Here is a 13,798-nt window from a genome sequence, read left to right on the forward strand (position 1 = left end):
GCTTGCGTCTGCTACGGGAGTCCCTTCGCGCATGAGATCCCCCTGTACGGCACCCGTGTGCGGCAGTGCGCGTCTCTCATGCGCTGCCGCCGCTGCCGCGTCGTGCCACGCAGTCCACGAGGTGATCGTCGACGAGCCCGCACGCCTGCATCAGTGCATACGCCGTGGTCGGTCCGACGAAGCGGAACCCGCGCTTCTTGAGGTCCTTGGACAGCGCGGTGGACTCGGGCGTGGTCGCCGGGACGTCCGCGAGCTTGCGGGGCGCCGGGCGCTTCGCCTGGTCGGGGGCGTACGACCAGATCAGGGCGTCGAGTTCGCCCGCGCCGAGCTCGGCCGCAACCCGGGCGTTGGCGACCGACGCCTCGATCTTGGCACGGTTGCGGATGATCGAGGCGTCACCGAGCAGCCGCTCGACATCGGCCTCGGTGAAGGCGGCGACGGCCGGGATCGAGAATCCCTTGAAGGCGGTGCGGAAGCCCTCGCGGCGGCGCAGGATCGTCAGCCAGGACAGGCCGGACTGGAACGCCTCCAGGCACAGCCGCTCGAACAGCGCGTCGTCCCCGTGCAGCGGACGGCCCCATTCCGTGTCGTGGTAGGCCACGTAGTCCTCGGTCGACAGACCCCAAGGGCAGCGCAGCCGGCCATCGGGTCCCGGGACGGCACCGGAGGGCGTGCTCACGCGTGGTTCCCCCCGTCGCCGCGGCGCTCGTCGGGCGTCGGACCGCCCCGGCCGAAGCCGCCGTGCTCATCCCGGCCGTACTCGTCACGGCCGTACTCGTCCTGCCCGTACACGTCCGGCCCCCCGTACTCGTCGTGGCCGCCGCGGGCGCCGTAGCCGCCCGCGCTGCCGTACCCGCCGTACTCGTCCCCTCCGTCGTGGTCCTTCAGCAGCGAGGTGCCGCCCATCGCGGAGGCCTGGGCGCCGGCGAGCGAGGCCTCCAGTTCGGCGATCCGCGCGTCGCGTTCGGCCAGTTCGGCGCCGAGCCGGCCGAGGACGTCGTCGACACTCGTCATGCGGTACCCGCGTACGGTCGTGGGCAGGCGCAGCGCCTCCAGGTCGGCGCGGGCGACGGGCCGGTCCTTGGGCAGTGTGTCGTCGAGCCGGTCCGGCTCCGCCTCGGGCAGCGCCACCCCGTCGTCACCTCCCACCACGACGAGCGTGACCGTGGCGACCACCGCGACCAGCGCGATGAGCAGGAACCAGAACACGACGATCTCCCCGCAGCAATCCGTACCGAACCTGTAGGGACGATCGTGCCACGCCGACCGGCCCCGCGGTCCTGCCGGGCGACGCGCCGGGGCAGGCGTTAGGGTCTCTCGCGGGCCGGGTCCCGAGCGTCGGGCGGCCCGAGGAGGTTGACGCGTGGTGCTGCGGCTGGGGACGCGCGAGTTCGGTGAGCACGATCCGGTGATCATGGCGATCGTCAACCGGACCCCGGACTCGTTCTACGACCAGGGCTCGACCTTCCGCGACGAGCCCGCGCTCGCGCGCGTCGAGCAGGCGGTGTCCGAGGGCGCGGCGATCATCGACATCGGCGGGGTCAAGGCCGGCCCGGGGGACGAGGTGTCCGTGGAGGAGGAGACGCGGCGCACGGTCGGCTTCGTAGCCGAGGTCCGCCGGCGCCACCCGGACGTCGTGATCAGCATCGACACCTGGCGTCATGAGGTCGGCGATGCCGCCTGCGAGGCTGGCGCGCATCTGCTCAACGACGCCTGGGGCGGGGTGGACCCGAAGCTCGCGGAGGTCGCCGCCCGCCATGGCGCGGGCCTGGTGTGCACGCACGCGGGCGGTGTCCGGCCGCGCACCCGCCCGCACCGCATCCGCTACGACGACGTGATGGCCGACATCCTCGAGGTCACGACCGGGCTCGCCGAGCGCGCGGCCGGTCTGGGGGTTCGGCGTGACGGAATTCTCATCGACCCCGGGCACGACTTCGGGAAGAACACCCGGCACTCGCTGGAGGCGACCCGCAGGCTCGGGGAGATGACGGCGACCGGCTGGCCTGTGCTGGTGTCGCTGTCGAACAAGGACTTCGTGGGCGAGACCCTGGACCGCCCCGTCAAGGAGCGGCTGACGGGCACCCTGGCGACCACCGCGGTCTCGGCCTGGCTCGGTGCGCGGGTCTACCGGGTGCACGAGGTGGCCGAGACCCGGCAGGTGCTCGACATGGTCGCCTCGATCCAGGGCCACCGACCACCGGCGGTCGCCCGCCGGGGTCTCGCCTGAGGCGCGCCGACCGCGCCCGCGGCGGAGGCGGCCGAGACGCCGAGCCCGGATTCGGAGCGGGGCGGGACCGGAAGCGGATCGGGGTTCAGAGGACCCCGGACTCCTTGGTCACCAGTGTGACGGCCTCGTCCACGTCGTCGGTGAGGTGGAACAGCTCCAGATCCCTCTCCGACGCCTTGCCCTCGGCGACCACGGTCCTGCGCACCCAGTCGACCAGGCCCTTCCAGTAGTCCGTGCCGAACAGGACGATCGGGAAGCGGGTCACCTTCTTGGTCTGGACGAGGGTCAGCGCCTCGAAGAGCTCGTCCAGCGTGCCGAAGCCGCCCGGGAGCACCACGAAGCCCTGCGCGTACTTCACGAACATCGTCTTGCGGACGAAGAAGTAGCGGAAGTTCACCCCGATGTCGACGAAGCGGTTGAACCCCTGCTCGTACGGCAGCTCGATGCCGAGCCCGACGGAGACGCCGCCCGCCTCGCAGGCCCCGCGGTTCGCCGCCTCCATCGCGCCGGGGCCACCGCCGGTGATCACCCCGAAACCGGCGCCGACGAGGGCCTTGCCCAGGCGGACCCCGGCCTCGTAGTCGGGCGAGCCGTCACGGGTGCGGGCGGAGCCGAACACGCTGATGGCGGGCCCGAGTTCGGCGAGTGCGCCGAAGCCCTCGACGAACTCCGACTGAATCCGCATGACCCGCCAGGGATCCTGGTGCACCCAGTCCGAGGGGCCCTGGGTGTCCAGGAGCCGCTGGTCCGTCGTGGTGGGCTGCATCTGGCCGCGGCGGCGCACCACGGGACCGAGGCGCTGCTCGTGCCAGGCCGCCTGCTGATCCGCCTCTTGCCGGCCCGGCTCCGGCCGCTCCTGCCGCGCCTTCTGCTGGAGGGCATCCTGCTCGCGGGCCTCACGGGCTCCCTCGGCGTTGTTCATGGTGTGCTCCCTCCGCATCGTGCCTCCTCGCCCTAGCGAGGTCGTTCAGTGCAGGGTACGCACCCGGACGTGACCTGCAGCGGAACTCAAGCGGTCAGCCAGGCGCGCAGCTTTCCCTCCGCTTCGAGTACGGCCGAGGTCGCCACGTGCTCCTCGCGGGTGTGGGCGAGCTTGGGGTCGCCGGGCCCGTAGTTCACCGCGGGCACCCCGAGCGCCGAGAAGCGGGCCACATCGGTCCAGCCGTACTTCGGGGCCGGGTCCGTGCCGATGGCCTGGACGAACGCCGCCGCGGCCGGGTCGGAGAGACCGGGCAGGGCGCCGGGGGCGGAGTCGGTGAGGACGACGCTGTAGCCGTCGAACACCTCCTGGACGTGGGCGAGTGCGTCCTTCTCGCTGCGGTCCGGCGCGAAGCGGAAGTTGACGGTCACGGCGCAGGAGTCGGGGATGACGTTCCCGGCGTGGCCGCCCTCGATCAGCACCGCGTTCAGGCCCTCGCGGTAGACGAGGCCGTCGATGTCCACGTGCCGGGGCTCGTAGGAGGAGAGGCGCGCGAGGATGGGCGCGGCCTGGTGGATCGCGTTCTCGCCGAGCCAGCTCCGGGCGGAGTGGGCGCGACGGCCGGTCGTCTCGACGCGGGCCCGCAGGGTGCCCTGGCAGCCGCCCTCGACCTTGGTGTCGGTGGGCTCCAGCAGGACGGCGAAGTCGGCGGCGAGCCACTCGGGGTGGTTGTCGGCGAGCCGCTTCAGGCCGTTGAGCTCGGCCGCGACCTCCTCGTTGTCGTAGAAGACGAAGGTCAGGTCACGGTTGGGCTCCGGGACCGTGGCGGCCGTGCGGAGCTGGACTGCGACACCGGACTTCATGTCGGAGGTGCCGCAGCCCCACAGCACACCGTTCGCGTCCAGCCGCGAGGGGACGTTGTACGCGATGGGCACGGTGTCGATGTGGCCGGCGAGCAGGACGCGCTCCGGGCGCCCCAGATCCGTACGGGCCACGATCGCGTCCCCGTCCCTGTCGACGGTCAGGTGCGGAAGCGCACGCAGCGCCGACTCGATCGCGTCGGCGAGTTCCTTCTCGTCGCCGCTCTCCGAGCGGAAGTCGACGAGCTGCGCGGTCAGGGCGGCGGCGTCCAGGGACAGGTCGAGCATCGGTCGGTCCATGCGCCGACCATAGTCCGTCGGCGGCGACCGTCACGGCACGGTATGTTCCCTGCCGGTACCGTGGGCCCGTGTCCCATCCGACCTCGACCGCCCGCCGCTCACGCCTCCTGCGTATCGGCGCGGCGTGTGCCGTCCTGCTGGCGTTGGCGGGCTATCTGATCGTGCAGCTCACCACCGGCGGACCGGGAGCGCCGCGCTGCACCGTCACGGGGCCGGGCAAGGACGGCGGCACGTACAGCATGCAGCCCGAGCAGGCGGTGAACGCGGCGACGATCGAGGCCGTGGGCTCCTCGCGCCGCCTCCCGGAGAGGGCGATCACGATCGCCCTCGCCACGGCGATGCAGGAGTCGGGACTGCGCAACATCGGCTACGGCGACCGGGACTCGCTCGGTCTCTTCCAGCAGCGCCCGTCCCAGGGATGGGGCAGCGCGCGGCAGATCCGGGACCCCGTCTACGCGGCGGGGAAGTTCTACGACCACCTGCTGAAGGTGGACGGTTACGCCGCACTTCCGCTGACCGAGGCCGCGCAGCGGGTGCAGCGCAGCGGCTACCCGCGGGCGTACGCCAAGCACGAGCCGGACGCCGCACTGGTCTCCTCCGCGCTGACCGGGCGTACGGCGGCGGCCTTCACCTGTACGACGGCCTCGGGCGGCACGCGCCCGGGCGACCCGGCGCGCGTACGGGCCGAGCTCGTCCGGGAGTTCGGCCCCGGTGTGCTCCCCGGCGCGCAGGCGGCGGCCGCGGAGCGGGCCGGCGGGTCGGGCCGCGCCACGAGCCGGGCGGGTGCCGACCCTGTGATCGCCGTTCCCGTCGGTGCCACCGTGGCCCGGGGCGGACCCGAGCGGCGCGGCTGGGAACTGGCCCACTGGGCGGTCGCCAACGCGTCCGAGCTGCGTATCGCACAGGTTTCCTACGCGGACCGGGTGTGGAAGGCACGGGAATCCGGAAAGGGCTGGCACGAGGCGGACGGAAACGCCGCCGGGGAAAAGCTCCGGAGTCCGGACGCGGCGGTACTCATCCGTACCGCGCAATAGTGCGACCGGGCCCCCGATGGCAGTACGGGCTTCTGGTTTCCGTTGAGGGAATTGCGGCCCGCTCCGCCGAATATCCCGCCTCTCCCAATTCCCTTGCACAGCAAGCGAAGTGACGATTCATCAACGCTCTCTCCGGCTTCGTTTTTGCCCGTTTTTATCCACAGCGGATAATGCGACCCATTGCCAACTCTTTACCCCTTGGCGCCGCAACCTTCGTGCTCCTCACGCGGTAGTCACTGCGTCCGCACCGCGGACACGCACCACCCGACAGAAGCGCAAGCCTCTCTCCGCCGAAGGAGCACCATGTCCCTCCCCCTCACGCGTCGGATCGCCCGAGCCGCGCTGCTGGTCGCAGCGGGCGCCGCTCCCCTCGTCGGCGCTGCCGGCTCGGCGAGCGCCGCCGACCTCGCGAGCACTCCCAACGTCGCGGGCGGGCTCACCAAGCTCGACGGTGCCAACGCGACCGCGGTCGTCGACGGCGCCACCGACAAGATCGGCAAGAAGGCGGACGCCGGTTCCAAGACCATGAAGACCCAGCTCCCCAAGGCGGGCAAGACCGTTGGCGGAATCGGCAAGGCCGCCGTCCCGGCGGTGAAGCAGGCGGCCGGCGAGGCGACCGGCTCCTCCACCCCGCTTCTCGGGGGCGCCACCAAGAGCACCAAGGGCACCCTCCCCAGCGGTGCCGCCACCCAGGGGCTGCCGCTCCAGGGCGGGCTGCCGCTCGGCGGCTGAGCCTCGCAAGCCCTGTTCCGCGTACGCGCGGACGAAGGGGCCCGGGGAGAGTCCGGCTCCCCCCGGGCCCCTTCGTGCGCCTCACGCCTTCGTAGGCTTCGGTCCCCCTCACCGCCTCCGGTTGAGCGATGGTCAGGTGAGGCGGCGGACCGCCTCCGCCACCCGCTCGTCGGTCGCCGTGAAGGCCACCCGCACGAACCGCTCGCCCGCCGCGCCGTAGAAGTCACCCGGCGCCACGAGGATGCCGCGCTTCGACAGATCGCCGACGGTGTCCCAGCACGGCTCGTCCCGCGTCGCCCACAGGTAGAGGCTCGCCTCGCTGTGCTCGATACGGAAGCCGTTGCCCTCCAGCGCCGTGCGCAGCGCAGTACGGCGGGCTGCGTAGCGGGCCCGCTGCTCGGCGACGTGTGCGTCGTCGCCGAGCGCCGCGACCGTGGCTGCCTGCACCGGGGCGGGGATCATCATGCCGCCGTGCTTGCGGATCTGGAGCAGTTCGCCGAGCACTGCCGCGTCACCGACGAGGAACGCCGCCCGGTAGCCCGCCAGGTTGGAGCGCTTCGACAGCGAGTGCACCGCGACGATGCCGTCGTACGAGCCTCCGCAGACGTCCGGATGCAGCACGGACACCGGTTCGCTGTCCCAGCCCAGTTCCAGGTAGCACTCGTCGCTGAAGACCAGCACCCCGTGCTCGCGCGCCCACGCCACCACCGCCCGCAGTTCGTCCTTCGCGAGGACCCGTCCCGTGGGATTGGAGGGCGAGTTGAGCCACAGCAGCTTCAGGCCCGCCGGCTCGACGGCCACCGGGTCGTCGTACACGATGGGTTCCGTACCGGCCAGCCGCGCGCCCACCTCGTACGTCGGGTAGGCCAGCCGCGGGTACGCGACGCGGTCGCCGGAGCCGAGGCCGAGTTGTGTCGGCAGCCAGGCGACCAGTTCCTTCGAGCCGACCACCGGCAGCACATTCGCATGCCCGAGGCCGTCGGCGCCGAGCCGCCGCCCCGCCCAGCCCGTGATCGCGTCACGCAGCTGCGGGGTGCCCCAGACGGTCGGGTAGCCGGGGCTGTCCGACGCGGCGGCCAGTGCCGAACGGATCCGCTCGGGGACCGGGTCGACCGGGGTGCCCACGGAGAGATCCACGATGCCGTCGGGGTGGGCGGTGGCGGTCGCCTTGTACGGCTCGAGCCGGTCCCACGGAAAGACGGGGAGACGGGCGGAGACTGCGGGCACGGTCCTCACTTCTCTCGGACTGCGGGTGGTGCGGGCGCGGACCGGAGGGACAAACACCTCGGTCCCGCACGGCCGGGAGCCGTACGGGACCGAGGCGGCGCTGCGCCGGCCCTGGGCTCCCAGCGGATGCCGGGGAGCCTTACTGGTTCTGCGGCGGCAGCGCGGCGATGAAGGGGTGGTCGCGCTCGATCAGGCCGAGCTTCGACGCACCACCGGGCGAGCCGAGCTCGTCGAAGAACTCGACGTTGGCCTTGTAGTAGTCCTTCCACTCCTCCGGGGTGTCATCTTCGTAGAAGATCGCCTCGACGGGGCAGACCGGTTCGCAGGCCCCGCAGTCGACGCACTCGTCCGGGTGGATGTACAAGGACCGGGAGCCCTCGTAGATGCAGTCGACGGGGCACTCCTCGATGCACGCCTTGTCCTTGACGTCGACACAAGGCTGCGCGATGACGTAGGTCACGCTGTCGTTCCTCCTCAGTAGGGCTGGCGGGCCCATCGCGGCTCCGCCATGGGCGCGCGGGAGCGCGGCGTCGTCGATGCCCGCACCTAGTATCTCCGTTCCGGGGCGCGAGACGAACAGGAGGGGCTGACTGAGCTGTGGATTTCACCACTGGCGGACGGTTCGAGGTCCGGATCACCAGCGCTGACGTGGGCAAAAGGGTATCGGTGCGGCGCTTGACGGAGGCTGGAGCCCCGAGTGAGAAATTCACCGACACGGTCGGCGTGCTCACATCCTGGGACAGTGGTGTGCTGTCCATCACACGCAGGAGCGGAGAGATCGTCCGGATCCCGGAATCCGTTCTCGTCGCGGGCAAGGTCGTCCCCGGCGCACCTGCGCGCAGACGGGGGCCCGCCGCGCGATGGGACGAACTCGACCGGGTCGCGGCCCGTGCCTGGCCAGCTGCCCTGAGCGCACGGCTCGGCGACTGGGAGCTGCGCTGGGCCGGTGGTTTCACCCGCCGGGCGAACTCCGTCCTGGCCGTCGGCGACCCCGGGGTCCCGCTGGACCGGGCACTGAAGACCGTCACCGCCTGGTACACCCAGCGGGGCGGGCCCGCCTACATCCAGGTGAGCACGGGCGGCGCGGGCGGAGCGCAGGAGCACCTCGCCGCCGAACTCGCCGCCCGCGGCTGGATCCGGGAGGTCTCCGCGCTCATCCGCACCGCCGCCCTATCGCCCCTCGCCGACGCGGCGGCGGACAGCGACGAGGAGGGCGCGCGCGTGGTGCTCACTCGCGCGATCGACGGGGCGTGGCTCTCCCGCTACCGCCGGTTCGAGGAGACGGCGCCCGAGGTGCTGAAGGTGCTGGGCGGAGGCCCTTCCGTATGGTTCGCCACCGTGCCCGCCGCGGAGGAAGGCGCACCACCCGCGGCGATCGGGCGGTGCGTGATCGACGGGCGCTGGGCGGGGTTCACGGCCATCGAGGTCGCACCGGGGCAGCGCCGGCAGGGCCTTGCCACCGCCGTGATGGCCGCGCTCGCCCGTAAGGCACAGGAGGAGGGCGCCTCTGCCGCCTACCTCCAGGTCGAGTCGGACAACGGCCCGGCCGGAGCGCTCTACGACGGCATGGGTTTCACCACGCACCACCAGTACCACCACTACCGAGGCCCGGAGGATGACGCCCGTTGAAGGGGTACGAGGCAGATATGCACGACATCACCGGCAGACGGCAGCGGTTCGCGGAGGCGGCGCGCGCCGAGCGCCCCGATCTCGCGCTGCTCTGCCTGCTCGTCGCCGCAGAAGCCGACCCTGCGGAGGGCGAGGCCGCCATCGACGAGGCGCAGATCGAACTCGACCGGCTGGCCGGACAGATGACGTTCCGGCCCGCGAGAGGCGCGCACGGCTGGGCCGGCGCCACGGCGGAACTGCTCGGCGTGCGCCACGGCTTCCACGGCACGTCCGCCGACTACCGCCGTCTGGAGTCCTCGCTGCTGCCGCACGTACTGCGCAGGCGGCGGGGACTGCCGATCCTTCTGTCGGTGGTGTGGATGGAGGTCGCCCGGCGGGCCGGCGGTCCGGTGTACGGGGTGGCGCTGCCGGGCCACTTCGTCGTCGGCTTCGGCGATCCGGCCGCCCCCGAAGGGCCGGTGCTCGCCGACCCCTTCGACCAGGGCCGCCTCATGACCGGTACGGACGCCGAGCTGCTCGTCACGAGCGGCACCGGCGCCCGGGTGACGCCCGACATGCTGGAGCCCGCGCCCCCGCTGGAGATCGTCCTGCGGATCCTCAACAACATCCGGGCGTGGGCCGCCGCCCGCCCGGAGCGTTCCGATGTCCAGCTCTGGGCACTGGACTTGTCGTTGCTGCTGCCGAGCCATCCGGCCAGGCTGCGCTACGACCGGGCCCAACTGCTCGTTCAGCGCGGGGACTTCACTCGCGGTGCGGCGGAGCTGGAGGCGTACGCGGAGGTGATCGCGCCGGTGGATCCCGGGGCGGCGGAGACGGTGCAGAGCCAGGCACTGGCCGCACGGGCGAAGCTCAACTGACGCTCGTGGAGGGCGCGTCGTGGGTCGCGTCGGGGAGGGCGCGTCGTAGCGGGCGCGTCGGGGAGGGCGCGTCGGGGCCCGTGCCCGGCGACCGACTCGCCGGCGCCGTTATCCGGGGTGAGTGCGAGCCGGAGCGTTCACGGCCCCGGTGTCTGTACCGGAGTCGGCCCGTGGCAGGCCGGGAAGCGCGCACGGCGAAGGCGCACGGCGAAGGCGCGTCCTCGCCGTGCGCCCGTCCGGTTTCCGAGCCCTGCCGATCCGCTTCCCCCTCAGAGCCAGCCCTTCTCCCGCGCCGCGCGGGCCGCCTCCGCGCGATTGCGCGTGCCCGTCTTCTGAATGGCGGTCGAGAGGTAGTTGCGGACCGTGCCCTGTGAGAGGTGCAGGGCTGCCGCCACCTCCGCGTTCGTCGAACCGTCCGCCGCCGCCCGCAGGACCTCCCGCTCGCGGTCCGTCAGCGGGCTGGCGCCCTCGGCGAGTGCCGCGGCCGCGAGCGTCGGGTCGATGACCCGCTCGCCGCGCAGCACCCGCCGTACGGCGTCCGCGAGTCGGGCCGCCGGTGCGTCCTTGACGAGAAAGGCGCCGGCCCCGGACTCCATGGCCCGGCGCAGGTAGCCCGGGCGTCCGAACGTCGTGAGGATGACGACCTTCACCGAAGGCAGTTGCTCGTTCAGGGCGGCGGCCGCGTCGAGGCCCGACAGGCCGGGCATCTCGATGTCGAGCAGCGCAACGTCCACCTCCTCCGCGCGGGCCGTCGCGACGACGTCGTCACCACTCGCCACCTGCGCCACCACCGCCATGTCGCCCTCCAGGCCGAGCAGTGCGGCCAGCGCCTCGCGCACCATGGACTGGTCCTCGGCCAGCAGGATTCTGATCACGCCGCGTCCCTCCCCGTAGCGCCGAGGGGCACTCGGGCCAGCAGGCTGAACCCGCGCCGTTGGCCCGGCCCCGTCCGGAGTGCGCCGCCTACGCTCTCCAGGCGTTCGGCGATGCCGGCGAGCCCGTTGCCGCGCACGGCCGCCCCCGGCCCGTTCCCGTCGTCCTCGACGGAGAGTTCGAGGACGGGCCCGTCGAGGGTGTTGCGCTCGGTCAGGGCGACCGTGCAGCGGGCGGCCGCGCTGTGCCGTACGACGTTGGTTACCGCCTCGCGCAAGGCCCAGGCCAGTGCGCCCTCCGCATCCGCGGGCGGCCGGGCCCCGTCCGGGGCGGTCTCGCCGGGCAGATCGGCCTCGATGCCCGCGGCGGTCAGGGCCGTGCGTGCCCCCGCGATCTCCACGGGGAGCGTGGGCATCCGGTAGCCGGACACCGCCTCCCGTACGTCCACGAGCGCCTGCCTGCTGACCCGTTCGATGTCCGCGACCTGCCGGGCCGCGTCGTCGGGGCGTGCCGGCAGCATCCGTCCCGCCAGCTCGCTCTTGAGCGTGATGAGCGAGAGCGAATGACCGAGCAGGTCGTGCAGGTCGCGGGCCAGGCGGAGGCGCTCCTCGTTCGCGGCGAGGTGCGCCACCGTCGCCCGCGCTTCGCGCAGTTCCCGCGTGGTCACGAGCAGATGGCGGATGCCGATCATCGCGAACCCGCCCAGCAGGCAGGGAACGACGAGCGAGGGCACCAGATGGTCCACCGCGTGCGTCACCTCGCCCATGCCGATCAGCAGCGCCGTGGCGATCGGGACGGCCCAGCGCGCCAGGGCGGCGGGCAGCGCGGCGCCGCAGGCTATCGCCGTGTAGACGAACAGCACCAGCCAGTCCGGGCCGAGGAAGTACGGAAGGACCAGGCAGAGGACTCCGGCCGACGCCAGCAGCGCGTACACCCGGGGCGGCGGGATGCCGCGGGTCGGCCGGACGACCAGGGCGAGGTACGCCCCGACGAACACCGCGAGTCCCGCCCAGCCGAGCACCGACGCCGCCGTGCTGTGGTCCCCGTCGAGCAGGTCGTCGACCGGCGCGCTCATATAGAACATCCACACCGAGATCCACAGCAGCTTCACGCCCGCCTGCCGGCGGTTATCGGGCGACCGGCCGTCGGGGGCCGGGCGGGGGTAGGTGCTCATGCCTTCCGGGTGTCCTTGCGGTAGAGCCAGGCCGCGCCGCCCGCGAAGAGGACGAAGTACGCGGCGAGGAGGGCCACATCCCGGGCGCGCGGTGCGCCGCCCAACTCGATGGCCTGGCCCAGCCCAGCGTACGCGTGCGTCGGCAGCCAGTCGCCGATGGTGCGCAGCCACTCCGGGTACACGGTCGTGGGCATCCACAGGCCGCCCAGGATCGACAGACCGAAGTAGAGGATCATGGTGACCGGCCGTACGGCGTCGCCGGAGACGAGGTAGCCGAGGGCGACGCCCAGCGCGGCGAAGACCAGGCTGCCCGCCCAGACCGTGCCGATGAGCGCGACCCACTGCCACGCCTCCATCCGTACGTCCTTCGCGGCCGCGGCGACAGCAAGGACGACGACGATGGACGGCAGGGTCACCACCGCCGACGACGCGATCTTCGCCAGCACATAGCCGCGGCCCGGCAAGGGAGTCAGGCGGAGCTGGCGCACCCAGCCCTTCTCCCGCTCCTTGGCGATCCGTTCGCTGTTGCCCATGAGGACGGCCGTCAGCGCACCGAAGGAGGCCATCGCGACGGTGTAGTAGAGCTGGAGGGTGAGACTGGTGTGCGGAACCTTCTCGCTGCTGCTCCGCGGCCCCGCGATCATCAGAAAGAGCGCGGAAGGATAGATCACCGAGAAGAACATGAACTTTTTGTTGCGCAGGGTGCGTACTATCTCGAGCCTGATGAGGGTGGTCATCGTCCGGCCTCCTCTGTGATGGCGATGAAGGCCTGCTCCAGACCGAGTCCGGTGACCTCCAGATTCCGCGGGTAGAACCCGAGCCCGTACAGCGCGTGCACCGTGGCGTCGGCGTCGCGGGACCTGAGGCGGACGGTGCGGCCGGAGACTTCCAGGTCGGTCAGGTGCGGGAGGGAGCGCAGGGCGGCGGAGGCGGCACGGATCGGTACGGAGCGGGCGGACGCATCCGGCCGGTCGAGCGCCGGGGCCCCGTCAGGGGTGTCCGGTCCATTGAGCGCGGGGTACTCCTCAGGGGTGTCCGGCCCGTCGGGCGCGTCGAGTTCAAAGGTGACGCGGCGCAGCCCGGCCTTCGCCTTGATCTCGGCGGCGGTGCCATCCGCGAGCACCCGCCCGCGATGCAGCACGATCACGCGGTCGGCGATCTCGTCCGCCTCCTCCAGGTAGTGGGTGGCGAACAGCACGGTGCGACCCGCTTGCGCCTCCTCGCGCATGGTGGCCCAGAAGCTCTGCCGGGAAGCGACGTCCATGCCGGTCGTGGGCTCGTCGAGGACGACGAGGTCGCAGGCGCCCGCAGTGGCGAGCGCGAACCGTACGCGCTGTTCCTGGCCGCCGGAGAGCCGGTCCACGCGGCGGTCGGCGATGGCGGTGAGTCCGGCGTGGGAGAGCACCCGGCTCACCGGGTGGGGGCGGGGGTGCAGATCGCAGGCAAGCGAGACGAGTTCGGTGACCGTCACCTCCTCCATGAGGCCGCCGCTCTGCAGCATCGCCCCCACCCGCCCGGAGACGATCGCCTCGCGCGGGCTCGTGCCGAAGACCCGGACGGTGCCGGTGTCCGGGGCGCGGAGCCCCAGCAGGAGGTCCAGAGTGGTGGACTTGCCCGCGCCGTTGGGGCCGAGAAGGGCGACGGTCTCGCCGGGGTGGAGGGCGAGGGACAGGTCCGTCACGGCGTGGACGTTCCCATAGGACTTGCCGACGTGCTCGAAGACGACGGCGGAGGGCCGGAGTTGTGTTGCGGTCATGGGGGAAGCCTGCCGCGGACGGATCGCCCCCCGGCAGTGTCGCCGGTCGTCAGTACGTCATGACGGATGTCATGCGGAGGCGCCGCGACGGGCACGGACAGGGCTGACCGGAACGTGGGGAGCCCCCTGCCCGGAGGCTCCTTCGGGAGGGGCGGGGCTCGGTCGGCGTGCGCGGCAACCGAGGGTTCACCGAGACTCCTCGGCGTGCCC

General features: G+C 72.3%; 15 protein-coding genes. 5 read left to right on the top strand and 10 right to left on the bottom strand.

Annotation, left to right across the window (positions count from 1 at the left end; all coding sequences use genetic code 11):
• Positions 1-76: 76 nt before the first annotated feature.
• Together AB0M26_RS12395 and AB0M26_RS12400 are read right to left on the bottom strand one after the other, a co-directional pair.
• Positions 77-679, bottom strand: a complete 603-nt coding sequence (locus AB0M26_RS12395) for a DNA-3-methyladenine glycosylase I (protein ID WP_365258705.1) — start codon at positions 677-679, stop codon at positions 77-79.
• Positions 676-1,209, bottom strand: a complete 534-nt coding sequence (locus AB0M26_RS12400) for a cell division protein DivIVA (RefSeq protein WP_365258708.1) — start codon at positions 1,207-1,209, stop codon at positions 676-678. The genes AB0M26_RS12395 and AB0M26_RS12400 overlap by 4 nt, the downstream gene beginning before the upstream one ends.
• Before the next feature lie 205 nt (positions 1,210-1,414).
• Between AB0M26_RS12400 and folP the strand changes: the two genes are divergently transcribed.
• On the top strand, positions 1,415-2,227 hold the full coding sequence (gene folP, locus AB0M26_RS12405) for a dihydropteroate synthase (protein ID WP_365259036.1): 813 nt from the start codon (positions 1,415-1,417) through the stop codon (positions 2,225-2,227).
• A gap of 85 nt (positions 2,228-2,312) precedes the next feature.
• Here folP and AB0M26_RS12410 read toward each other — a convergent pair whose 3' ends face one another.
• Both AB0M26_RS12410 and dapE read right to left on the bottom strand, forming a co-directional pair.
• Positions 2,313-3,167 carry a TIGR00730 family Rossman fold protein gene (locus AB0M26_RS12410; protein ID WP_365258711.1) on the bottom strand — a complete coding sequence of 285 codons (855 nt, stop codon included), beginning with the start codon at positions 3,165-3,167 and terminating at the stop codon, positions 2,313-2,315.
• 68 nt (positions 3,168-3,235) lie between these two features.
• On the bottom strand, positions 3,236-4,306 hold the full coding sequence (gene dapE, locus AB0M26_RS12415; RefSeq protein WP_365258714.1) for a succinyl-diaminopimelate desuccinylase: 1,071 nt from the start codon (positions 4,304-4,306) through the stop codon (positions 3,236-3,238).
• Positions 4,307-4,374: 68 nt separating this feature from the next.
• On the opposite strand from dapE, the gene AB0M26_RS12420 reads away from it, so the two are divergent.
• Positions 4,375-5,340, top strand: a complete 966-nt coding sequence (locus AB0M26_RS12420; RefSeq protein WP_365258717.1) for a hypothetical protein — start codon at positions 4,375-4,377, stop codon at positions 5,338-5,340.
• A 303-nt stretch (positions 5,341-5,643) separates the two neighbouring features.
• Positions 5,644-6,072, top strand: a complete 429-nt coding sequence (locus AB0M26_RS12425; RefSeq protein ID WP_365258720.1) for an ATP-binding protein — start codon at positions 5,644-5,646, stop codon at positions 6,070-6,072.
• A gap of 132 nt (positions 6,073-6,204) precedes the next feature.
• On the opposite strand, the gene dapC is transcribed toward AB0M26_RS12425, so the two are convergent.
• Both dapC and fdxA read right to left on the bottom strand, forming a co-directional pair.
• On the bottom strand, positions 6,205-7,299 hold the full coding sequence (gene dapC / locus AB0M26_RS12430) for a succinyldiaminopimelate transaminase (protein WP_365258723.1): 1,095 nt from the start codon (positions 7,297-7,299) through the stop codon (positions 6,205-6,207).
• 139 nt (positions 7,300-7,438) lie between these two features.
• Positions 7,439-7,759 (bottom strand): ferredoxin, encoded by a 321-nt coding sequence (gene fdxA / locus AB0M26_RS12435; RefSeq protein WP_018089397.1) that lies wholly within the window; start codon positions 7,757-7,759, stop codon positions 7,439-7,441.
• Between the two features lie 137 nt (positions 7,760-7,896).
• On the opposite strand from fdxA, the gene AB0M26_RS12440 reads away from it, so the two are divergent.
• Both AB0M26_RS12440 and AB0M26_RS12445 read left to right on the top strand, forming a co-directional pair.
• Positions 7,897-8,928 (top strand): GNAT family N-acetyltransferase, encoded by a 1,032-nt coding sequence (locus tag AB0M26_RS12440; protein ID WP_365258726.1) that lies wholly within the window; start codon positions 7,897-7,899, stop codon positions 8,926-8,928.
• Positions 8,929-8,945: 17 nt separating this feature from the next.
• A complete protein-coding gene (locus AB0M26_RS12445) occupies positions 8,946-9,785 on the top strand; it encodes a transglutaminase-like domain-containing protein (RefSeq protein ID WP_365258729.1) in 840 nt (279 codons plus the stop codon).
• Between the two features lie 269 nt (positions 9,786-10,054).
• Here AB0M26_RS12445 and AB0M26_RS12450 read toward each other — a convergent pair whose 3' ends face one another.
• From AB0M26_RS12450 to AB0M26_RS12465, 4 genes are read right to left on the bottom strand one after another with little or no spacing between them, the layout of a single operon-like run.
• On the bottom strand, positions 10,055-10,627 hold the full coding sequence (locus AB0M26_RS12450) for a response regulator transcription factor (protein WP_365259039.1): 573 nt from the start codon (positions 10,625-10,627) through the stop codon (positions 10,055-10,057).
• A 29-nt stretch (positions 10,628-10,656) separates the two neighbouring features.
• The gene (locus AB0M26_RS12455) at positions 10,657-11,832 is read right to left on the bottom strand and encodes a sensor histidine kinase (RefSeq protein ID WP_365258731.1); all 1,176 of its coding nucleotides are present in this window, start codon (positions 11,830-11,832) and stop codon (positions 10,657-10,659) included.
• Entirely contained in the window at positions 11,829-12,569 is a 741-nt protein-coding gene (locus AB0M26_RS12460; RefSeq protein ID WP_365258734.1) for an ABC transporter permease, read from the bottom strand. Before AB0M26_RS12460 ends, AB0M26_RS12455 begins: the two co-directional genes overlap by 4 nt.
• Positions 12,566-13,588: an ABC transporter ATP-binding protein gene (locus AB0M26_RS12465; protein WP_365258737.1), complete on the bottom strand. Its 1,023-nt coding sequence runs from the start codon at positions 13,586-13,588 to the stop codon at positions 12,566-12,568. The genes AB0M26_RS12460 and AB0M26_RS12465 overlap by 4 nt, the downstream gene beginning before the upstream one ends.
• Between the last annotated feature and the right edge of the window lie 210 nt (positions 13,589-13,798).

The organism is Streptomyces sp. NPDC051776 (assembly GCF_040681345.1).
Taxonomy (GTDB): Bacteria; Actinomycetota; Actinomycetes; order Streptomycetales; family Streptomycetaceae; genus Streptomyces.